Annotated in this window: 21 protein-coding genes; 12 read left to right on the top strand and 9 right to left on the bottom strand. The window is 57.5% G+C overall.

What is annotated here, in order from left to right; translation table 11 throughout:
• The first annotated feature begins 82 nt into the window (after positions 1-82).
• Positions 83-982, top strand: coding sequence for an AraC family transcriptional regulator (locus tag RRF55_RS02020; RefSeq protein ID WP_004144552.1), 900 nt, complete (start codon positions 83-85; stop codon positions 980-982).
• Positions 983-1,032: 50 nt separating this feature from the next.
• Here the strand turns inward: RRF55_RS02020 and yghB are convergent, their stop codons facing one another.
• Complete coding sequence (yghB, locus tag RRF55_RS02015; RefSeq protein WP_002916791.1) at positions 1,033-1,692, bottom strand: DedA family general envelope maintenance protein YghB; 660 nt, start codon at positions 1,690-1,692, stop codon at positions 1,033-1,035.
• Positions 1,693-1,823: 131 nt separating this feature from the next.
• A complete protein-coding gene (gene metC, locus RRF55_RS02010; protein ID WP_004149836.1) occupies positions 1,824-3,011 on the bottom strand; it encodes a cystathionine beta-lyase in 1,188 nt (395 codons plus the stop codon).
• Between the two features lie 250 nt (positions 3,012-3,261).
• On the opposite strand from metC, the gene exbB reads away from it, so the two are divergent.
• From exbB to RRF55_RS01975, 7 genes are all read left to right on the top strand, one after another.
• On the top strand, positions 3,262-3,993 hold the full coding sequence (gene exbB / locus RRF55_RS02005) for a tol-pal system-associated acyl-CoA thioesterase (RefSeq protein WP_004174395.1): 732 nt from the start codon (positions 3,262-3,264) through the stop codon (positions 3,991-3,993).
• A 6-nt stretch (positions 3,994-3,999) separates the two neighbouring features.
• Positions 4,000-4,425 carry a TonB system transport protein ExbD gene (gene exbD, locus RRF55_RS02000; RefSeq protein WP_002916785.1) on the top strand — a complete coding sequence of 142 codons (426 nt, stop codon included), beginning with the start codon at positions 4,000-4,002 and terminating at the stop codon, positions 4,423-4,425.
• A gap of 204 nt (positions 4,426-4,629) precedes the next feature.
• Entirely contained in the window at positions 4,630-6,048 is a 1,419-nt protein-coding gene (locus RRF55_RS01995; RefSeq protein WP_002916782.1) for a glycoside-pentoside-hexuronide (GPH):cation symporter, read from the top strand.
• A 13-nt stretch (positions 6,049-6,061) separates the two neighbouring features.
• Positions 6,062-7,585 (top strand): glycoside hydrolase family 43 protein, encoded by a 1,524-nt coding sequence (locus RRF55_RS01990; RefSeq protein ID WP_002916780.1) that lies wholly within the window; start codon positions 6,062-6,064, stop codon positions 7,583-7,585.
• Between the two features lie 106 nt (positions 7,586-7,691).
• Positions 7,692-8,186 (top strand): TIGR00645 family protein, encoded by a 495-nt coding sequence (locus tag RRF55_RS01985; protein WP_004105804.1) that lies wholly within the window; start codon positions 7,692-7,694, stop codon positions 8,184-8,186.
• Positions 8,187-8,307: 121 nt separating this feature from the next.
• On the top strand, positions 8,308-9,195 hold the full coding sequence (yghX, locus tag RRF55_RS01980; protein WP_004144560.1) for a YghX family hydrolase: 888 nt from the start codon (positions 8,308-8,310) through the stop codon (positions 9,193-9,195).
• A gap of 78 nt (positions 9,196-9,273) precedes the next feature.
• The gene (locus tag RRF55_RS01975; RefSeq protein ID WP_002916743.1) at positions 9,274-9,561 is read left to right on the top strand and encodes a DUF2623 domain-containing protein; all 288 of its coding nucleotides are present in this window, start codon (positions 9,274-9,276) and stop codon (positions 9,559-9,561) included.
• Positions 9,562-9,633: 72 nt separating this feature from the next.
• Here RRF55_RS01975 and yghU read toward each other — a convergent pair whose 3' ends face one another.
• Together yghU and RRF55_RS01965 are read right to left on the bottom strand one after the other, a co-directional pair.
• Positions 9,634-10,500 (bottom strand): glutathione-dependent disulfide-bond oxidoreductase, encoded by an 867-nt coding sequence (gene yghU, locus RRF55_RS01970; RefSeq protein ID WP_002916742.1) that lies wholly within the window; start codon positions 10,498-10,500, stop codon positions 9,634-9,636.
• 47 nt (positions 10,501-10,547) lie between these two features.
• Positions 10,548-11,108, bottom strand: a complete 561-nt coding sequence (locus tag RRF55_RS01965) for a DsbA family protein (RefSeq protein ID WP_004150918.1) — start codon at positions 11,106-11,108, stop codon at positions 10,548-10,550.
• Between the two features lie 20 nt (positions 11,109-11,128).
• On the opposite strand from RRF55_RS01965, the gene RRF55_RS01960 reads away from it, so the two are divergent.
• The 3 genes from RRF55_RS01960 (at position 11,129) to RRF55_RS01950 (ending at position 14,520) form a co-directional block, all read left to right on the top strand.
• The gene (locus RRF55_RS01960) at positions 11,129-11,251 is read left to right on the top strand and encodes a hypothetical protein (protein ID WP_004217169.1); all 123 of its coding nucleotides are present in this window, start codon (positions 11,129-11,131) and stop codon (positions 11,249-11,251) included.
• 76 nt (positions 11,252-11,327) lie between these two features.
• Positions 11,328-13,193 (top strand): bifunctional glutathionylspermidine amidase/synthase, encoded by a 1,866-nt coding sequence (gene gss, locus RRF55_RS01955; protein ID WP_064153296.1) that lies wholly within the window; start codon positions 11,328-11,330, stop codon positions 13,191-13,193.
• A 145-nt stretch (positions 13,194-13,338) separates the two neighbouring features.
• Positions 13,339-14,520 (top strand): PLP-dependent aminotransferase family protein, encoded by a 1,182-nt coding sequence (locus RRF55_RS01950; protein ID WP_032432258.1) that lies wholly within the window; start codon positions 13,339-13,341, stop codon positions 14,518-14,520.
• A gap of 176 nt (positions 14,521-14,696) precedes the next feature.
• Here the strand turns inward: RRF55_RS01950 and RRF55_RS01945 are convergent, their stop codons facing one another.
• The 3 genes from RRF55_RS01945 to RRF55_RS01935 all read right to left on the bottom strand — a co-directional run bounded on the left by RRF55_RS01945 (position 14,697) and on the right by RRF55_RS01935 (position 16,118).
• Entirely contained in the window at positions 14,697-14,885 is a 189-nt protein-coding gene (locus tag RRF55_RS01945) for a hypothetical protein (RefSeq protein ID WP_002916738.1), read from the bottom strand.
• A 199-nt stretch (positions 14,886-15,084) separates the two neighbouring features.
• A complete protein-coding gene (locus tag RRF55_RS01940; protein WP_004185642.1) occupies positions 15,085-15,429 on the bottom strand; it encodes a hypothetical protein in 345 nt (114 codons plus the stop codon).
• 86 nt (positions 15,430-15,515) lie between these two features.
• Positions 15,516-16,118 carry a short chain dehydrogenase gene (locus RRF55_RS01935; RefSeq protein WP_004174410.1) on the bottom strand — a complete coding sequence of 201 codons (603 nt, stop codon included), beginning with the start codon at positions 16,116-16,118 and terminating at the stop codon, positions 15,516-15,518.
• Positions 16,119-16,215: 97 nt separating this feature from the next.
• On the opposite strand from RRF55_RS01935, the gene RRF55_RS01930 reads away from it, so the two are divergent.
• Positions 16,216-17,127 carry a LysR family transcriptional regulator gene (locus tag RRF55_RS01930; protein WP_004188550.1) on the top strand — a complete coding sequence of 304 codons (912 nt, stop codon included), beginning with the start codon at positions 16,216-16,218 and terminating at the stop codon, positions 17,125-17,127.
• Here RRF55_RS01930 and RRF55_RS01925 read toward each other — a convergent pair whose 3' ends face one another.
• Together RRF55_RS01925 and RRF55_RS01920 are read right to left on the bottom strand one after the other, a co-directional pair.
• A complete protein-coding gene (locus RRF55_RS01925) occupies positions 17,128-18,276 on the bottom strand; it encodes a trans-sulfuration enzyme family protein (RefSeq protein WP_020316731.1) in 1,149 nt (382 codons plus the stop codon).
• A gap of 10 nt (positions 18,277-18,286) precedes the next feature.
• Positions 18,287-19,663, bottom strand: coding sequence for a pyridoxal-phosphate dependent enzyme (locus RRF55_RS01920; protein ID WP_075211305.1), 1,377 nt, complete (start codon positions 19,661-19,663; stop codon positions 18,287-18,289).
• Positions 19,664-19,702 lie beyond the last annotated feature (39 nt).

The following is a 19,702-nucleotide window of genomic DNA, read 5'->3' as shown; positions in this document are numbered from 1 at the left end:
CCTATTTCTCCATATGGCTGGAGAATTTGTAGCGGCCTGCGCACAATGTACAGGTGAAGAAACATCGGGAGAGACGGTGGCAATGCAACACGCAGAGATATGTCGGACATTAACGGAGAAGATTAACCTGCTGAAAGATAAGCACGAAATGTTAAGTTCGTTGCTGCCTGACGTCCGTTTGCTGTACGGAACGCAACCGGGGCCCCGGACGCCGGTGATGTATCAGCCGGGGATCGTTTTTCTCTTTTCGGGCCATAAAATTGGTTATATCAATGAGCGGACTTTTCGCTACGATACAAACGAATATTTACTGCTGACCGTGCCGCTACCTTTCGAGTGCGAAACCTTTGCCACCCCGGAGGTGCCCCTCGCCGGGATGCGCCTGAACGTCGATATCCTGCAACTGCAAGAGCTGCTGATGGATATTGGCGAAGATCCGCTGTTTCAGCCCGCGGTCGCCTCCAGCGGGATAAACTCCGCGGTACTCTCGGAGGATATTCTGTGCGCTGCCGAACGGCTGCTTGACGTGATGGAGCGGCCGCTGGACGCACGGATCCTTGGCAAGCAAATCGTCCGCGAAATTCTGTATTATGTGCTGACGGGGCCCTGCGGCGGCGCGCTGTTGGCGCTGGTCAGCCGGCAGACCCACTTCAGCCTGATAAGTCGCGTGCTCAAGCATATCGAAAGCCAGTACACCGAAAACCTCAGCGTCGATCGGCTGGCGGCGGAAGCGAATATGAGTGTGTCAGCGTTTCACCATAATTTTAAAGCGGTGACCAGCACTTCTCCTTTGCAGTATCTGAAAAACTACCGTTTGCATAAAGCACGAATGCTGATGATCCATGACGGCATGAAGGCCAGCGCGGCGGCGATGCGCGTGGGATATGAAAGCCCTTCGCAGTTCAGCCGCGAGTTTAAGCGCTACTTCGGTTTGACGCCGGGAGAAGACGCCGCGCGTATTCGCACGATGCAGGGGATGTAATACCGGGAAAGGGCGGCCGGGCGGGCGCAGGCCCCCCCGGCAGGTAAGCGTCAGGCGCTGCAATATTTCTTTTTAATGACCACGAACAGCGTGCCGAGCAGGCCAGCCAGCAGCAGGGCAATCGGCAGGATCATCAGACAGGTCATCACCTGATCTTCATGGCGCTTCACAAACGGGATCATGCTCAGCGCATAGCCAAGACCCGTCACCACACAGACCCACAGCAGGGCGCTCAGCCAGTTGAAGAACTGGAAGCGGCGGTTCGGCAGGCCAGAAATCCCGGCCATGGTTGGCAGCAGGGTGCGGACAAACGCCAGAAAACGGCCCGCGAGCAGCGCCAGCAGGCCGTGGCGGTCAAACATGCAGGTGGCGCGCTGATGGTACTTATGCGGCAGATGCGCCAGCCAGCCTTTCACCGTTTGCGTATTGCCCAGCCAGCGCCCTTGCACATAGCTCAGCCAGCAGCCGAGGCTGGCGGCGGCGGTCAGAATGGCGATAGTGGGCACAAAGTCCATGACGCCTTTAGCAATCAGCGCGCCGGCGAGCAGCAGCAGGCTGTCTCCCGGTAAAAAGGAGGCGGGCAGCAGCCCGTTTTCCAGAAACAGGGTCGCGAACATAACCAGATATACAACGCCCACAACGTGAGGGTTCGCCAATGCGGCAAAATCATGTTGCCACAGCGCGGCGACAATCTCTTGAATGACAACCATGGACTTTCCTAAGTGGTACCGTATTTTTGACTAGTGTACTCCTGAAGAGGCCCGAGCACCTTGATCCCGGGCGCAACAAAAGCGGCCGCTTTGCTAAAAAGCGTCCGCTATTGTTGCCACTGACTGTCACTTTACACGATACGCGCGAAGCCCGCTGCTAAATCCGCCTGCAGATCGTCAACATTTTCGAGACCAATGTGCAGGCGGATCAGCGTGCCGCTGAAGTCGACTTCAGCATCCGGTCGAATGTGAGCGATTTGCTCCGGCTGGTTGGCGAGAATCAGCGACTCAAAGCCGCCCCACGAATAGGCCATACTGAACAGGCTGAAATTGTCGAGGTACTCCGCCAGTTCGGCATCATTGAGGCGCTTGCTGAGCACAAACGAGAATAGCCCGCTGCTGCCGGTGAAATCACGTTTCCAGAACTCATGACCTTTACTGCCGGGCAGGGCGGGGTGGTTTACCCGCGCCACCTGCGGGTGCTGCGCCAGCCACTCGGCGATGCGCAGGCTGCTTTCATGATGCTGACGCAGGCGCACGCCCAGGGTGCGCAGGCCGCGGCTGGTCATATAGGCAGTATCGGCGTCCAGCATTTGCCCCATCAGGTAGGCATTTTCACGCAGCTGCGGCCAGCAGCGCGCGTTCGCCACCGCGGTGCCCACCATGGCGTCGGAATGGCCGATCAGGTATTTGGTGCCTGCCTGAATGGAAATATCAATGCCAAAATCCAGGGCTTTAAACAGGATCCCCGCCGCCCAGGTGTTATCGATCATGATAATCGCTTCCGGGGCGACCTGACGCACGGCGGCGACTATCGCCGGCACATCGTGCACTTCCATGGTGATCGAGCCGGGCGATTCGAGGAACACCACGCGGGTCTCAGGGCGAACCAGACGGGCGATATCGGCGCCGATTAAGGGATCGAACCAGCTGGTGGTGACGCCGAGTTTGGCGAGAATTTTGGTACAAAAGTCCTGGCTTGGCTCATAGGCGGTATTGGTCATCAGCACATGGTCGCCTTGCTCGACAAACGCCAGGATAGTGTTAGCCACCGCCGCGGCGCCGCAGGGGAAGAGGGCGCAGCCGGCGCCGCCTTCCAGCTCGCACATCGCTTCCTGCAGCGAGAAATGGGTCAGGGTGCCGCGACGACCGTAGAACAGCTCGCCGTTGGCCCGATTGCGGGTGGCGTGCTTTTTGGCCTCGACGGTGTCGAAAACCAGCGATGACGCGCGCTGGATAACGCTGTTCACTGAGCCCTGGGTGTACTTTTTGCTCCGCCCGGCGTTGACCAGCGCGGTATCAAGATGTTTATCAGCCATGTTGACGAACCTGTTTTTATACGTCTGGACGTCTAAACTAACATGAATCTGCTTTTCTGTACCAGCGCACCGCCGATACAGGCGAAAATTTTACCAGGCCCGCGGTTAGCCGCTTTTTTACTGCGTAAGCGCAAGGAAAATAAACGTGATTTGCTGCACAGTGTAAATACTAATGAGAACCACTATCAATTCGATGTCGTTTTGATATTATTGTGGGCAGATTTTGTGATTATCGTCGTGGAGATAGAGCGTGGGTAATAATTTGATGCAGGCGGATCTCTCCGTTTGGGGTATGTATCATCATGCCGATATTGTCGTTAAGGTGGTGATGATTGGCCTGATTCTGGCGTCGGTCGTCACATGGGCCATCTTCTTCGGTAAAGGGGCGGAAATCCTCGCCAGCAAGCGTCGCCTCAAACGTGAACAGCAGCAGCTGGCGGAAGCCCGCTCTCTCGATCAGGCCAGCGATATCGCCAGCGCCTTTGAGGCGAAAAGCCTCACCACCCAGCTTATCAATGAAGCGCAGAACGAACTCGAACTCTCTGCCGGTGCCGAAGACAATGAAGGCATCAAGGAACGAACCGGTTTTCGCCTTGAGCGCCGCGTTGCGGCGGTCGGTCGCCATATGGGGCGCGGTAACGGCTATCTGGCGACCATCGGCGCCATTTCCCCGTTTGTGGGCCTGTTTGGTACCGTCTGGGGCATCATGAACAGCTTTATCGGCATCGCCCAGACCCAGACCACCAATCTTGCGGTGGTAGCGCCGGGCATCGCAGAAGCGCTGCTGGCGACGGCCATCGGCCTGTTCGCCGCCATCCCGGCGGTGGTCATCTATAACATCTTCGCCCGCATGATCGGCAGCTACAAGGCCTCGCTCGGCGACGTCGCCGCTCAGGTACTCCTGCTGCAAAGCCGCGATCTGGACCTCAGCGCCAGCGGCGTGAAGCCGGTGCGCAGCGCGCAGAAATTACGGGTAGGTTGATCGGCTATGGCGATGCGTCTTAATGAAAACCTGGACGATAACGGCGAAATGCATGAGATCAACGTGACGCCGTTTATCGACGTCATGCTGGTTCTGCTGATTATCTTTATGGTGGCCGCGCCGCTGGCGACGGTCGACGTGAAGGTCAATCTGCCTGCCTCCTCCAGCCAGCCGCAACCGCGACCGGAAAAACCCATCTACCTGTCGGTGAAGGCGGATAAGAGCATGTTCCTCGGCAACGACCCGGTTACCGAAGCGAATATGATTAACGCCCTGGATAGCCTGACCGCCGGCAAAAAAGATACCACCGTCTTCTTCCGCGCGGATAAAACCGTCGATTACGAGACGATGATGAAAGTGATGGATACCCTGCATCAGGCGGGCTATCTCAAGATCGGGTTGGTGGGCGAAGAGACCGTCAAAGCGAAGTAACCTCCCCCTTTCCACTTTTCTTCTCAGGCTGGCCTTGCGCCAGCTTTTTAATAGGTGACGCAATAACTTGTAAGACCAATCTTATAGATGTGTGACAATTTTCTCAGTTAACAGAAAACATAAACCCGATGCGAAAAATGACAATAGGATAGTTTTTATCCTGCCTCTACAGTGAATACCACTTCATCTGAGAGGGATTATATTGTGAATCACGATAATAAACTGTCATTTGCGGAGAAGCTGGGATATGGCATGGGGGATGCAGCCTGCGGTATCGTTTACTCTTCGGTAACCATGTTTCTGACATGGTTTTATACGGATATTTACGGGCTTTCTGCTGCCGCAGTCGGAGTGATGTTCCTGGTGACGCGGGTTCTGGATGCGATTACCGATCCGCTAACCGGCATTGTTGCAGACCGTGTAAAGACCCGCTGGGGCCATTTTCGCCCGTGGCTTATCTGGTTTGCCGTACCTTATGCCGTGCTGGCGGTAATGACCTTCACGACTCCGGAATTTGGCGCATCGGGTAAACTGGTTTATGCCTACCTGACCTACACCTTACTCATGCTGTGTTACACCTTTATCAATATTCCCTACTGCGCATTGGGCGGAGTCATTACGCGTGATGAGAAGGATCGCCTTTCAGCCCAGTCATATCGTTTTACGATCTCATCTCTGGCCGGTCTGATGGTTTCTGTCGCAACCCTGTTCCTGGTGGATTTTTTCGGTAAAGAAAATAAGCAGTTTGGTTTTCAGGCGACAATGGGAATCATGGGCGCGATCGCTATTGTAATGCTGGCTTTTTGCTTCTTCTCTACCAAAGAACGCGTGGCTCCAGCTGTTGAACAGCAGGGGAGCATACGCGAAGACCTCCGTCAGCTGCTGGCGAATGACCAGTGGCGTATTGTGGCGATAATTACTTTTTTCTCCAGTATGGCCGGGGTTATGCGCAGCGCCGCCACGCTCTATTATGCAACCTACCTGATGTTAGGCGGTGTGGAGTCAGCGGCGGGAACGGCCATGAAATCAGCATTTGTTTCCACCAGCGTCGTTGGCACGATTATCGGCAGCATCGCCGCCGGATGGCTGGCCAAGCGCTATCGCGCGGTATCGCTGTTTAAAAATATCAACCTCCTGCTGGTCCTGGTTGGCGTCGTAATGTTCTTTGTGCCGCCGACCTGGCTGCCGGTGGTGTTCCCTTTATACTTCCTGGTCGGCTTCTTCCATCAGATGTACCAGCCGTTTAAATGGAACATGATGGCCAACGCTGCCGATTATGGCGAATGGAAGTTTGGCCGTCGCATCACGGGATTATCCTATTCCGGTAATCTGTTTGCTTTGAAAATGGGCATGGCGGTTGCTGGCGCCGCCGTAGGTTTTTCGCTTGGGCTATTTGGCTATCAGGCGGGCGTAACGGCGCAGACTCCGCTGGCGACAATGGGAATTGTGGGGCTGTTAACCCTCGGTCCATCACTATCTTACCTGCTCCTGTGGTGGCTGGCGCGTTTCTATAAGCTGGATGACAAAATGATGCAGACAATTCAGCGCGAGCTGTCCATGCGTCAGCAGCAGGGGCATTCAGAGACGCATTTGCCGCTAAACGCCGTTCCGGAAAAGGCCTGAGGAGATGCGAAATATGACCCCTTCTGAATACCAAAATCCTATCTTATGCGCCGATTATTCCGACCCGGATATCGTGCGCGTAGGCGATGATTTCTTTATGGTCTCTTCCAGTTTTAACCATGTGCCCGCTTTACCGATCCTGCATTCAACGGACCTGGTTAATTGGACTATCATCAACCACGTTATGGATGAACTGCCGCTACCTGGTTATGACCGGTATCAGCCGGGTAAGGGCGTATGGGCGCCGTCGATTCGCTGGCACGATGGCAAGCTGTGGGTCTGCTTCAGCACGCCAGATGAAGGTATTTTTATCTGCCATACCGAGGATCCGTGGGGGGAATGGAGCGCTCCGCACTGCCTGCGCGAGGCCAGAGGTTGGATAGATCCCTGCCCGTTCTGGGACGACAATGGTCAGGCCTGGTTGGTACATGCCTTCGCCCATAGCCGCAGCGGCATCAAGCATAAACTGCAGTTGTTTGCGATGGCGCCGGACGCCAGCGAATTGCTGGGCGAAGGGCAGATTATCTATGACGGCTGCTGCGATTTACCTACCCTTGAGGGGCCAAAGGTTTATCAACGCGCCGGTTGGTACTACATCTTTGCTCCTGCGGGCGGGGTTGAAAATGGCTGGCAGACGGTACTGCGCGCGCGCCAGATGACGGGGCCCTGGGAAGCCAAAAACGTGCTTTTCCAGGGAAACACCTCGATAAATGGACCACATCAGGGCGGCTGGGTGGAGGGTGAGGAGGGCGAATGCTGGTTTGTTCATTTCCAGGACTTACACCTCTATGGCCGCGTGGTTCACCTCCAGCCGATGTCCTGGGGTAACGATGGCTGGCCGCGTATCGGTGAGCAGATTGGCAACTGCGGCGTCGGACAGCCGGTTTTACGTTGGCCGCGTCCTAAAGGGTTAACGCCTTCACCGGCATTGGCGCCGCAAACCAGCGACTATTTTGCGCAAGGCCAACCGGGAATACAGTGGCAGTGGCAGGCTAACCCCAGCCCTGAGTGGCTGCTGCCGGCGAAAGGCGAACTTCGATTACGCTGCGTCCCATTATCCGAAGTCGATGGACAGAGAGCGTTATACTGGGCGCCGCAGCTGTTGCTGCAGAAATTCCCGGCGCTAACTTTTAGCGCGAAAACAAGCGTAACGTTATATGCCGCTCAGGACGGTGATGCCGGAGGCCTGATCGTATACGGCGAACGCTACGCCGCTTTGCTGGTGGAGTTTGGGCAAGGGGGTTACCGGCTCGTGTGGCGACACGGTTGGATGAGCGATGCGGGCGTGGTGCGCGAAACTCGTCAGGTTCTTGCTGAGCTTAAGTGCGGCAAGTGTCAGCTGCAGGTGGCCGTAGGCGAAGGCGGCCTGTGTCAATTTTCCTGGCGAGCCGAGGAGGAGTGGCGGAAGGTTCCTCTTTGTTTTGCTGCCGGGAAGGGAAAATGGGTCGGCGCGAAATTTGGCCTGCTGGCTGCTTCAATGGTTGGCCTACAAAGCGAGGGCTACTCCGCTTTGCAGGACTTTGAGGTCATACTTTAAAGAAACCGTTTCTGGCCGCCTGTAGATGACGCTGGCGGCTGATGTTGCATAAGCGTTACCCTGTTGCGATATAATGGCGGCCGTTTATGTTAACTGACAGGATCTTATGGAACGCTTTCTGGAAAATGCTATGTACGCCTCGCGCTGGCTGCTGGCGCCGGTTTATTTTGGCCTCTCGCTCGGTCTGATTGCGCTGACCATCAAATTTTTTCAGGAGATCTTCCACATACTGCCGCATATTTTTAGCGTCAGCGAGTCGGATATGATTCTGACCCTGCTGTCGCTGGTGGATATGACCCTGGTGGGCGGTTTGCTGGTGATGGTGATGTTCTCCGGGTATGAAAATTTTGTCTCGCAGCTGGATATTAACGAGGGTAAAGAAAAACTCAGCTGGCTGGGCAAAATGGACGCGACTTCGCTGAAAAATAAGGTTGCCGCCTCCATCGTGGCGATCTCCTCTATTCACCTGCTGCGGGTGTTTATGGATGCGAAAAACGTCCCGGACAATAAGCTGATGTGGTACGTGATTATCCACCTGACCTTCGTGCTTTCGGCCTTTGTGATGGGCTACCTTGATCGTCTGACCAAAGTGAAACACTGATCCCTTCTCTCCCGGCGGTGTTAGCCGCTGGGCTGTTCCTCCCCGTTTTATGCTTTTCTGGGCTGGCGTATGTCCGGGCTTCTGCTTTGCTTAAAGAGCGCTTAACAACGGAGGCAGGGTGATGACGCGATTAACGGCCAAAGATTTCCCGCAGCAGTTGCTCGAGTATTATGACTACTATGCCCACGGCAAAATCAGTAAACGCGAGTTTCTCCAGCTGGCGGGGAAATATACTGTCGGCGGGATGACCGCGCTGGCGCTGTTTAATCTGCTGAAGCCCGACTATGCCCTGGCAGAGCAGGTACCGTTCACCGACCCGGATATCCGCCCGGAGTATATTCATTATCCCTCTCCTGACGGTCACGGCGAAGTGCGGGCTTACCTGGTGACGCCGACAAAAATAGCCGACAAAGCGCCCGCTGTGGTGGTGGTGCATGAGAACCGCGGCCTGAACCCCTATATTGAAGATGTAGCCCGGCGGGTAGCGAAAGCGGGGTATATCGCGCTGGCGCCGGATGGCCTGAGCGCCGTCGGCGGCTATCCGGGGAATGATGATGAAGGCCGCGCCCTACAGCAGAAAGTCGATCCCGTGAAGCTGATGAATGATTTTTTTGCGGCGGTCGCGTTTATGGCGAACTATCCACAGGCGACGGGGAAGGTCGGTATCACCGGTTTTTGCTACGGCGGCGGCGTCAGCAACGCGGCGGCGGTGGCGATCCCCGAGCTGGCCTGTGCGGTGCCGTTTTACGGTCGCCAGCCGCCGCTGAAGGAGGTCGATAAAATTAAAGCACCGCTGCTGCTGCACTATGCCGGCCTCGATAGCGGCATTAATGAAGGCTGGCCTGCCTATGAACAGGCGTTGAAGGAACACCATAAAGTCTACGAGGCCTATTTCTATCAGGGCGTGAATCACGGCTTTCATAATGATTCCACGCCGCGCTACGATCGGGCTGCGGCTGATCTGGCCTGGCAACGCACGCTGGCATGGTTTGAGAAGTATTTACGCTAGCGCAACCGTCATAAATAGCGCTACCGCTCGCTCAAAAAAACGCTATATAATTTATTATATAACGATTGGGAGGGCGCGATGGAAAATCATTTTGGCAAAGGCTTAATGGCGGGGCTACAGGCATCCTATGCTGACACCGCCGCGCATGCGGCGAATTTTTGCGCCGACTATAAACGCGGGTTTGTGCTCGGCTACTCGCACCGCATGTTTGAAAAAACCGGCGACCGCCAGCTCAGCGCCTGGGAAGCGGGGATCCTCACCCGTCGCTATGGCCTGGACAGGGATATGGTGATGGATTTCTTCAAAGAAGGTGGGTCGGGTATGGCGATGCGCTATTTTCTGGCGGGCTATCGGCTGGAAAGCTAAACAGGACGGCTTCGCAGGCGGAACCGTCCTGTGGTGGGAACCCTTTCCCGTCAACGGGAAAGGGTGAAGACCTTACGCCTGGCGCTTATCTTCCGTTTGGGTGTCAAAGTCGCGGGCGTCATGGCGCTCATGCAGCTGCTCATTGAGCGGGCCGTTGGTGCGGTTGACGATGCGTCCGCGCTTGACGGCCGGGCGGTTGCCGACATCCTGCGCCCAGCGCAGCACGTTTTTATAGCTCCCGGCGTCGAGGAACTCCGCCGCGTTATAGACATTGCCCAGCACTACGTTGCCATACCACGGCCAGACAGCCATATCGGCGATGGTGTACTCCTCGCCGGCCACATAGCGACCGCGGGCGAGCTGTTTGTCCAGCACGTCGAGCTGGCGTTTAGCTTCCATCGTAAAGCGGTCGATCGCGTACTCGATCTTCACTGGCGCATAGTTATAGAAGTGGCCGAAGCCGCCGCCGAGGAACGGCGCCGCGCCCTGCAGCCAGAACAGCCAGTTGAGGGTTTCGGTGCGACCGGCAGGATCTTTCGGCAGGAAGAAACCAAATTTTTCCGCCAGATAGAGAAGAATGTTGCCGGACTCAAATACCCGGGTCGGCGGCGTGGTGGAATGGTCGCTGAGGGCCGGGATCTTCGAGTTCGGGTTGATCTCGACAAAGCCGCTGGAAAACTGATCCCCTTCGCCAATGCGTATCAGCCAGGCGTCGTACTCCGCGCCGCTGACGCCCAGCGCCAGCAGCTCCTCCAGCATGATCGTCACCTTCTGGCCGTTGGGCGTGCCGAGTGAGTATAGCTGGAGCGGATGGGTTCCCACCGGCAGGACGCGTTCATGAGTCGCGCCGGAAACGGGACGGTTGATGTTGGCGAACGCGCCGCCGCTGTTTTGCTTCCATTCCCACACTTTTGGTGGCTGGTAGTTTTGCTCTGACATGCTGGTTTGCCTTTTTCGTGGATGTACAAAAAGTGTAGCAGGTGACCTCAGGCCATAATCCGCGCGGCCCACACGCTGACATCATCGCCGCTGCCCAGATCCGGCTGCACCAGGCCGTTGACCATAAAGGTCGGCGAGACATGGATGCCGTTCTGACGGGCGTATTTACTGTGCCACTTGATCACGTCCTGCAGCTCCGGGCGGGCAAAGGCGGCCCCCAGCAGCACGTGACTGTAGCGTTCAATGCGCTCAATGATTTGCTGCGGCGTGGCGTTCATATTCGGCCCGCTGCAGTGATCGGTAAACTCAAACTCTTCCCGATGGTCGGCCACGGCCTGCATCACCTTATGCGCCTGCTCTCTGCCGTGCGGCAGGGTGGACGCGGCGAGGATGCAGCGGACGATAACCCCGGAGAACAGATGCCACGGCTGCGACTGCAGGCGTATCTTGATGGTCACGTTATCGGCGCCGACCTCATCGAGCAGATCGTCGAGTTTATTAAACGCGCGGACAGAGTAGGGGCAGGTGGGCTCAAGGAACACCTCAAACGTCCGCGGGCCGTGTCCCCAGACCAGCGGTTGGGCATTCAGATGCGAGGGTGTGCTCATTGTCGACTCCTGATGTTGCGTTGTTTTTTTGTTATATCACCGATAACGATATCACTTTTGTTTCCGGCTGCAGGGTTATTTTCCTTAACGGCACGATTAGCGAAACGAATGAGTGGTATCATCGTTACACCTCTGTCTGGTAAGTGCCTGCGGCAGGATAAGAAGAGGGAGTTTTGTTTCGCCAACTGCCCGGGCTGCATTAATTTGAGGTCAGGCTAAATGAGCAAAGGATCGACAAGCAGTGACGCCCCGTTTGGGACATTGTTAGGCTATGCACCCGGTGGCGTAGCGATTTATTCATCGAATTACAGTAGCTTAAATCCGCAGGACTACCCGGATGACGCGACGTTTCGCAGCTACATCGGTAATGAGTATATGGGGCATAAATGGCAGTGCGTGGAGTTTGCGCGCCGCTTTCTGTTCCTGACCTATGGCTTTGTCTTCACCGATGTGGGGATGGCTTATGAAATCTTCTCCCTGCGTTTCCTGCGCGAAGTGGTCAATGACAATATTCTGCCGCTGCAGGCCTTCGCCAACGGCTCCCGCCGTCCGCCTATCGCTGGTTCGCTGCTGATCTGGCAGAAGGGGGGCGAGTTTAAGCACACCGGCCATGTGGCGGTGATCACCCAGCTTGTCGGCAATAAGGTGCGTATCGCCGAGCAGAACGTGATTCACTCGCCGCTGCCGCAGGGCCAGCAGTGGACCCGCGAGCTGACCCTCGAGGTCAACGACGGCCGGTACACCATCAAAGATACCTTTGCCGATACCGAAATTTTAGGCTGGATGATCCAGACCGCCGATACCGAACACAGCCTGCCGCAGCCGGTGCTGCCGGGCGAGGCGATGGCCATCAAAGGCGCGCGGCTGCCAAACAACGGCCAGTTTCGCGGTAAATGGCTGAACGAGAAAGACCCGCTGCAGAAAGCCTACGTGGCAGCCAACGGTCATTTCATCAACCAGGATCCCTATCAGTATTTCACCATCAGCGAAAGTGCCGAACAGGAGCTGATCAAAGCCACCAACGAGCTGCACCTGATGTATCTGCACGCCACCGATAAGGTGATGAAGGATGACAACCTGCTGGCGCTGTTCGATATTCCGAAAATTCTCTGGCCTCGTCTGCGCCTCTCGTGGCAGCGCCGCCGTCATCATATGATCACCGGGCGCATGGATTTTTGCATGGACGAGCGCGGGCTGAAGGTGTACGAGTACAATGCCGATTCCGCTTCCTGCCATACCGAAGGCGGGCTGATCCTCGAACAGTGGCTGAAGCAGGGCTACTACGGCACCGGCCACAATCCGGCGGAAGGTCTGCTCGATGAGCTGGCGGGGGCGTGGAAACACAGCCGGGCGCGGCCCTTCGTCCACATCATGCAGGACAAGGATCTGGAAGAGAACTACCACGCGCAGTTTATTCAGCGTTCGCTGACCCAGGCCGGTTTTGAGAGCAAAATTCTCTTTGGCCTTGATGAGCTGCGCTGGGACGCTGCCGGTCAGCTGATCGACGCCGACGGGCGGCTGGTCAACTGCGTCTGGAAAACCTGGGCATGGGAAACCGCCATTGAGCAGGTGCGCGAAGTCAGCGCCGAGGAGTACGCGGCGGTACCGATTCGTACCGGACATCCGCAGAATGAGGTGCGGCTGATTGACGTCCTGCTGCGTCCTGAAGTATTGGTATTCGAACCCCTGTGGACGGTGATCCCCGGCAACAAAGCCATTCTGCCGGTGCTGTGGTCGCTGTTCCCGCATCATCGCTATCTGCTGGATACCGATTTTGAGGTTAACGACGAGCTGGCGAAAACCGGCTATGCGGTGAAGCCTATTTCCGGGCGCTGCGGTAACAATATCGACCTGATCGGCCCTCAGGATGAACTTCTGGATAAGACCGGCGGCCAGTTTGTCGATCGCAAGAATATCTACCAGCAGCTGTGGTGCCTGCCGAAAGTGGACGGTAAGTACATTCAGGTGTGCACATTTACCGTCGGCGGTAACTACGGCGGTACCTGCCTGCGCGGCGATTCGTCGCTGGTGGTGAAAAAAGAGAGCGATATCGAGCCGTTAATCGTTTTGAAAGACAAAGCATGACGTACGAAACCCGGGTAGCGGCATACCCCTGTCCGGGTGACAACGTACTGAAAAGGATAGCCCCGGCATGGTAAGCGCCGCCGGGGAGCACCTGCAACGAAGCCAAGATAATTAACACAACAACAAGACAGAAAAGGAAAATAGTATGCACGATCGGCGTCTCGCCGCCCGCGCGGGTGAACTCAAGCCCTCCGCCGTCCGCGAACTTCTCAAGCACAGTAAACTGCCCGGCGTGATTTCGCTTGGCGGCGGCATTCCGGCCCCGGAACTGTTTGATACCGAAGGCCTGGAGCTGGCGGTGCAGAAGGTGATGAGCGAGCGTTTTAATGACGCATTCCAGTACGGTCTGACGGAAGGCTACCCGCCGCTGCGCCAGGCGGTGAGTGAAATTTGCCACTCCCGTGGCGTCGCCTGTTCAGCCGCCCAGGTCTATATCACCTCCGGCTCCCAGCAATCGCTGGATATCGTTGCCCGTACGCTGCTCGATCCGGGCGATACTATCGTCGTTGAGCGTCCCACTTATCTGGCGGCGCTGCAGGTATTTCAGCTGGCGCAGGCCAATATTCTCAGCGTTGACACCGACGATGACGGGATGCTGGTGGAGCAGTTGGCCGACCTGCTGGAGACCACCCGCGTCAAAGCTGTTTACCTGGTGCCGACGTTCGGCAATCCCGGCGGCAAAACGCTGAGCGAGGCGCGTCGTCGCCGGTTGGTTGAGCTGGCGAAACAATATGATTTCGTCATTCTGGAAGACGATCCCTACGGCGAAATTAGCTTTACTGACGCCGTTCGGCGCCCGCTCTATCAGCATGCTGTCGAGCTGGGCTGTGAAGATCAGGTGGTTTACACCTCGACTTTTTCGAAAATCCTCGCGCCAGGGATGCGTATCGGCTGGATCGTCATGCCGGACTGGCTGGCGCAGCAGACGGTGATTGTGAAGCAGGCGGCGGATCTGCATACCAATATGCTGTCGCAGGTGATCACTGCGGAATACCTCAGTCTGAACCGGCTGGATAACCAGATTGCGTTGATTCGCGAAGACTACCGCAAGAAGTGCGTGGCGCTGGCCGATGCGCTGGAAAGCCGCCTTGGCGAGCACCTGGAATTCAGCCGCCCGCAGGGGGGGATGTTCCTGTGGGCGCGTTTCCGCTATCCGTTCGATACCATGGAATGGATGAAGAAAACGCTGGAAAACGGCGTGGTGTACGTCCCGGGTGAAGCGTTCTATCACGATAAGCCGGATACCCGTACCCTGCGTCTTTCTTACTCCACGGTGTCAGAAGCCGGATTGCTGACGGCCGTTGAGCGGCTGGCGGCCTCCCTGTAACGTCTCTGCTGTGCGCCGCTTTTCGGCGGCGCGCAGCCCTGCGTGACGTTAACGTCCAGCGCAGGGTCAATCCGTTTCGGCGATCCGGTCATCGAGCCAGACCAGCATCAGCGCTGCGAGAAAAGCCAGCGCAAAGGTTCCAATAAACAACCACATAGACGTCCCTCGCGGGTTAATTATTTTGCTGATTCTACCGGAGAGCGATCGTTGCGGTCGGCGATGGAGATTTTAGTTCCGGCGGAATGGCTGGCGAGAGAGAAAAAGTCATCGGCATCAATATCGAAGTTAAGAATAATTTCCCTGTATTTTCCACCGTTAATTAACGCTTTGGCTTCTTTAACACTACTGGCAATAATGACAGGCATCAGTTTTATCTCATTTTGAAAACTGTGAAGCAAAATAAGAGTTAGTTCGTACCAGATCAACTACTTTTTATCGTATTCCGCCGCAGAAAAAACGTCGTACTGTGACGCGACGACGACCGGATATTTTGTGACAGCGATCCGGTCATCAACAGCACAATCTTATTCGACGCTGGCGATATGCTGCAATTTTGCCAACTCGTCAGGATGATTTCCCCTGTTGTTTTTCGCGCAATATCTCGCCGCAGCGCTGCTTGTCCTGACGCAGCGCCTGCTGTTCCTGCGGGCTGAGCTGGCGCCAGGTATCCAGCATCCGCTGCCCCAGCGCCGGAAGGTAATGGGTTTTATGCAGCGCGTAGTCAGAATTTCCCCCCTCGACGATATTCTGCATATCGTGGAGGAACTGGCGGCTGTCGTCATGATCGATTATGCAAAATACCGCCCGGTAGTAAGCTTCATCTTCCTCGGTGTAATGCGGGGTGAACCACCAGACCAGCAGCGCGATAAGCGCCAGTAGCGGGATAATTAAGGATAATTTTTTCAACATCAGTTTTTCGGCCGGAGACAATCAGCCGTCAGTGTACCTGCAACGACGGCCTGATGTAAGCGCCGGCCCCGGCGGGCCGGCACAGGCTAGTAGCCGACCGGGTAGATGCGGCCGGTCTGAACGCCTTCAATGCTGCGGCGATAGGCCTGCGCCACGGCGGCGGCGGGAACGCTGGGGAAGCCCGGGAAAAAGTCGCCGTAGGCCGCCAGCGACTCGCTGAGCACGGTGGGGCTGATGAGATTGATGCGGATCCCGCGCGGCAGTTCGCAGGCGGCGGCGCGGACAAAGCCTTCCAGACCGGCGTTGACCGTCGTGGCATTGACCCCCTGAGCAATGGGTTCCTGCGCGACAATACCGCTGACCAGGGTAATCGACCCCCCGTCGCGCAGAAAATGCTGGCCGACCAGCGCCAGGCGAATTTGTCCCAGCAGCTTGTCCTGCAGTCCGAGGTTGAACTGGCTGTCGGTCATGGTGCTTAACGGCCCAAAGTGCAGATTGCCGGTGGTGGAGACGATGGCATCTACTTCACCCGTTTGGGCAAATAGCGCCTCGACGCTCTCCTGCGAGGTGATATCCACCTGATAATCTCCCCGGGTGCGGCCGACGCGGATAACCTCATGTCTCTGACTCAGTTCTTCGCTGACCGCGCGACCGATGGTGCCGCTGGCACCGATAACGATAATTTTCATGGCAGACTCCTGATGAGGTGAGAGGCTATTTTTTAATAAAAGTAATCTCGGATAAACTGGCTAAAAGTTAGAACATTACTAACCAGAGGTTAGCAATATGGACAAATTACGAGGGATGGAGACGTTTATTGCCGTGGTGGAGTGCGGCAGCTTTACCGGGGCGGCGTCGCGCCTGGGGCTGTCGGCGGTGATGGTTGGGAAATATATCGCCCAGTTGGAAAGCCAGCTGGCGACGCGTCTGCTGGAGCGTAACACCCGACGCCAGAGCCTCACCGACGCCGGGCGAGTCTATTTTGACGAAGCGAAACGGGTGATGGAGCAGGTCTCCATCGCCGAAAGCGCGGTCGAGCGGCTGCGGCTGGCGCCGGCCGGCACCCTGCGGGTGAGCGCTCCCACCTCGTTCGGCGCCAGCGTGATCGCGCCCCTGACCGCCACCTTCCTGCAGGTCTGGCCTGCGGTCCGGGTGGAACTGGATCTGACTAACCGGATGGTCGATCTGGTGGATGAGGGGTTCGATCTGGCGATCCGTATCGGCGAGATCCATCAGGAGGATCTGGTGGCTCGCTACCTGGCGCCTTATCGGATGGTGATCTGCGCCGCGCCGGCTTATCTGGCGCGTTACGGGACCCCCGGGACGCCAGAGGATCTCGCCGATCATCTCTGTCTGTCCCATACGGTCTGGACCGCCCGCAACGAGTGGCGGCTGCCGGGCGTAGAGGGAGAAGTGCGCTGGAAACGCGATGCGGTTTTGCGCTGCAACGATGGCTACGCGCTGCGCCAGGCGGCGATCGCCGGGGCCGGGCTGCTGATGCAGCCGGAGGTACTGCTGGCCGATGCGCTGGCCAGCGGCAGCCTGGTGCGCGTGCTGGAGGCGTGGACTCCGCAGCCGCGGCCTGTGCATCTGCTCTGGCGCCAGGATCGTCGGCCCCTGCCGAAGCTGACGCAGTTTATCGCCCACCTTCAGCAGGGAATGGCCGACGCGCTGACAACGACCCGCGCGTCGGAATAATCACTCCGCCCGCAGCGCCTGCTGCCAGTCGGCAATCAGATCGTTGGGATCTTCGATCCCCACCGACAGGCGGATCAGCTGCGGTGTGATACCGTTCGCCAGGCGTTTCTCCAGCGGGATCGAGGCATGGGTCATGCTGAAGGGCTGGCTCACCAGACTCTCCACGCCGCCCAGGCTCTCCGCAAGCGTAAACCAGCGCAGCTTGCTGATGATGCGCTCGGCGTAACCTTCATCGCCCTTCACCACCACCGAAATCATGCCGCCGGGCAGGGCCATTTGCTGGCGCGCCAGCTGATGATGCGGGTGCGAAGCCAGCCAGGGAAACCAGACTCGCTCCACTTCCGGCTGCTGTTCCAGCCATTCGGCGAGCTGCAGCGCGTTCGCGCTGTGGCGCTCCATCCGCAGCGCCAGGGTACGGATGCCGCGCAGCGTCAGGAAGCTGCTGAACGGGTCAAGCACGCCGCCTACCGCATTCTGCAGATAGCCAAGCTTTTCCGCGAGCCCGGAGTTATCGCCAACCACCGCCAGGCCGGCGACGACATCGGAATGGCCGTTGAGGTACTTGGTCGCGGAGTGCACCACAATATCAAACCCATGCTCCAGCGGGCGATGGATCGCCGGCGAAGCAAAGGTGTTATCGGCGACGCTGATCAGGTTATGGCGGCGCGCGATGGCGGCGATGGCGCTGAGATCCGCGAGCTTCAGCAGCGGGTTGGTGGGCGTTTCCACCCAGATCATGCGGGTGTCGGGGCGGATCGCCGCTTCAATTCCCGCCAGGTCGTCGGGTTTCACCCAGCTCACCTGCAGACCCGCGCTACGGCGGCGAACGTTTTCCAGCAGGCGGTAAGTGCCGCCATACACATCATCGACCGCCACCAGGTGACTGTCCTTATCCAGCAGCTCCAGCACGGTGGAGATGGCGGCCAGCCCGGAGGCGAACGCGTAGCCGCGCGTGCCGTTTTCCAGGTCGGCGATCGCCGTCTCCAGCGCGTGGCGGGTGGGATTCCCGCTGCGGGAATATTCATAACCGGTATGCTGCCCCGGCGCTGGCTGAGCAAAAGTGGAGGTGGCATAAATCGGCGGCATCACTGCGCCGTGGCTGTCGGTGAAGGTTCCGCTATGTACACTCAGGGTGTGGATAGATGACATAAAAAATTCCTTATTGTGCGACTCGGTTACGCCAGGCGGTCAATACATCGCTGCGGGTGACCAGGCCAAGAAAACGCGCGTTGTCAGCGATCACCGCCACCAGACCGCGATCGAGAATGGCCTGCAGTTCGCTCTCGGGCGCATGCTTATCGAGGGTTTCAACATGGCGACTCATCGCTTCGCTAACCGGTAGGGAGAAGCGTTGGCGATCGCCCTGTACGTGGCGGATCAAATCCCACTCATCGACGATGCCGACCACGCGGCCATCCTCCAGAACCGGCAGCTGGGAGATGTCATACAGCCGCATGCGGGTAAAGACCGCGGCCAGGGTGTCGTCCGGCGCGGCCGTGACGGTAGCGCCTTCGTCATGGCGCAGGGCGATAAAATCACTGAGATCGCCCTGTTCGGGGCGGGCGATCAGTCCTTGCTGGCGCATCCAGTCGTCGTTGAACATTTTGGACAGGTATTTATTGCCGCTGTCGCAGGCGAAGGTTACTACCCGTTTCGGACGGCTTTGCGTCCGGCAGTAGCGCAGCGCGGCGCTGAGCAGGGTGCCGGTGGAAGAGCCGGCCAGCACGCCTTCGACCTGCAGCAGCTGGCGCGCAGTCTGGAATGCTTCGCGGTCGCTGACGCGATACGCGGTATGTACCCCCTCCAGCCTGGCCAGCGGCGGGATAAAATCTTCGCCGATCCCTTCGACCAGCCAGGATCCCGTTTCGCCGTAGCGTCCGGTGTCGACCTGATCGGCTAGGATCGAACCCGCCGGATCGGCGAGAATAAATTCCGTTTTCGGCGAGTGCTCAGCAAACCAGGCCTGAAGCCCACCCAGCGTGCCGCCGGAGCCGACGCCGACGACGATGGCGTCGATGTCGCCCTCCAGCTGCTGATAAAGCTCCGGCGCAGTGGAGGTGGCATGGGCCAGCGGATTAGCGTCGTTGTTAAACTGGTCGATATAAAAGGCGCCCGGCGTTTCATCGGCAAGGCGGCGGGCATAATCCTGGTAGTAGGCCGGGTGGCCTTTATTGACGTCGGAGCGGGTGAGCAGCACCGTCGCGCCCAGCGCCCGCAGATGAAAGATTTTCTCGCGGCTCATTTTGTCCGGCACCACCAGGATCAGGCGGTAATTTTTCTGCGCCGCGATCAGCGCCAGGCCGAGACCGGTGTTGCCGGCGGTGGCTTCGATAATCGTTCCCCCGGGCGCCAGTTTTCCCTGGCGCTCGGCTTCATTAATCATCGACAGCGCAACCCGATCTTTAATTGACCCGCCGGGGTTCTGATTTTCCAGTTTTAAAAACAGACTGCAGGGCCCGGTATCCAGTTTGTGCAACTGGAGCAGGGGAGTATGACCGATCAGGTCGCTCACGGAATGAAAAAGTGACATAACCATTTACCCACTCGTTTAAGATATTTTTGCATACTAGAACTG

Origin of the sequence: Klebsiella sp. K47 (assembly GCF_051858335.1) — a bacterium.
GTDB classification, from domain to species: domain Bacteria; phylum Pseudomonadota; class Gammaproteobacteria; order Enterobacterales; family Enterobacteriaceae; genus Klebsiella; species Klebsiella pneumoniae.
This window is presented reverse-complemented; position numbering and strand designations above follow the sequence as displayed.

Bases quoted from the DNA above. Each gene is read 5' to 3' on its own strand.
- yghB (WP_002916791.1), bottom strand. From the start codon at position 1,692: ATGGTTGTCATTCAAGAGATTGTCGCCGCGCTGTGGCAACATGATTTT.
- RRF55_RS01935 (WP_004174410.1), bottom strand. From the start codon at position 16,118: ATGAAAATTATCGTTATCGGTGCCAGCGGCACCATCGGTCGCGCGGTC.
- metC (WP_004149836.1), bottom strand. From the start codon at position 3,011: ATGGCTGATAAACATCTTGATACCGCGCTGGTCAACGCCGGGCGGAGC.
- RRF55_RS01940 (WP_004185642.1), bottom strand. From the start codon at position 15,429: ATGTTGAAAAAATTATCCTTAATTATCCCGCTACTGGCGCTTATCGCG.
- RRF55_RS01920 (WP_075211305.1), bottom strand. From the start codon at position 19,663: ATGGTTATGTCACTTTTTCATTCCGTGAGCGACCTGATCGGTCATACT.
- yghU (WP_002916742.1), bottom strand. From the start codon at position 10,500: ATGTCAGAGCAAAACTACCAGCCACCAAAAGTGTGGGAATGGAAGCAA.
- gss (WP_064153296.1), top strand. From the start codon at position 11,328: ATGAGCAAAGGATCGACAAGCAGTGACGCCCCGTTTGGGACATTGTTA.
- RRF55_RS01950 (WP_032432258.1), top strand. From the start codon at position 13,339: ATGCACGATCGGCGTCTCGCCGCCCGCGCGGGTGAACTCAAGCCCTCC.
- RRF55_RS01945 (WP_002916738.1), bottom strand. From the start codon at position 14,885: ATGCCTGTCATTATTGCCAGTAGTGTTAAAGAAGCCAAAGCGTTAATT.
- RRF55_RS01925 (WP_020316731.1), bottom strand. From the start codon at position 18,276: ATGTCATCTATCCACACCCTGAGTGTACATAGCGGAACCTTCACCGAC.
- RRF55_RS01985 (WP_004105804.1), top strand. From the start codon at position 7,692: ATGGAACGCTTTCTGGAAAATGCTATGTACGCCTCGCGCTGGCTGCTG.
- RRF55_RS01965 (WP_004150918.1), bottom strand. From the start codon at position 11,108: ATGAGCACACCCTCGCATCTGAATGCCCAACCGCTGGTCTGGGGACAC.
- RRF55_RS01975 (WP_002916743.1), top strand. From the start codon at position 9,274: ATGGAAAATCATTTTGGCAAAGGCTTAATGGCGGGGCTACAGGCATCC.
- exbD (WP_002916785.1), top strand. From the start codon at position 4,000: ATGGCGATGCGTCTTAATGAAAACCTGGACGATAACGGCGAAATGCAT.
- yghX (WP_004144560.1), top strand. From the start codon at position 8,308: ATGACGCGATTAACGGCCAAAGATTTCCCGCAGCAGTTGCTCGAGTAT.
- RRF55_RS01930 (WP_004188550.1), top strand. From the start codon at position 16,216: ATGGACAAATTACGAGGGATGGAGACGTTTATTGCCGTGGTGGAGTGC.
- RRF55_RS02020 (WP_004144552.1), top strand. From the start codon at position 83: ATGCAACACGCAGAGATATGTCGGACATTAACGGAGAAGATTAACCTG.
- RRF55_RS01990 (WP_002916780.1), top strand. From the start codon at position 6,062: ATGACCCCTTCTGAATACCAAAATCCTATCTTATGCGCCGATTATTCC.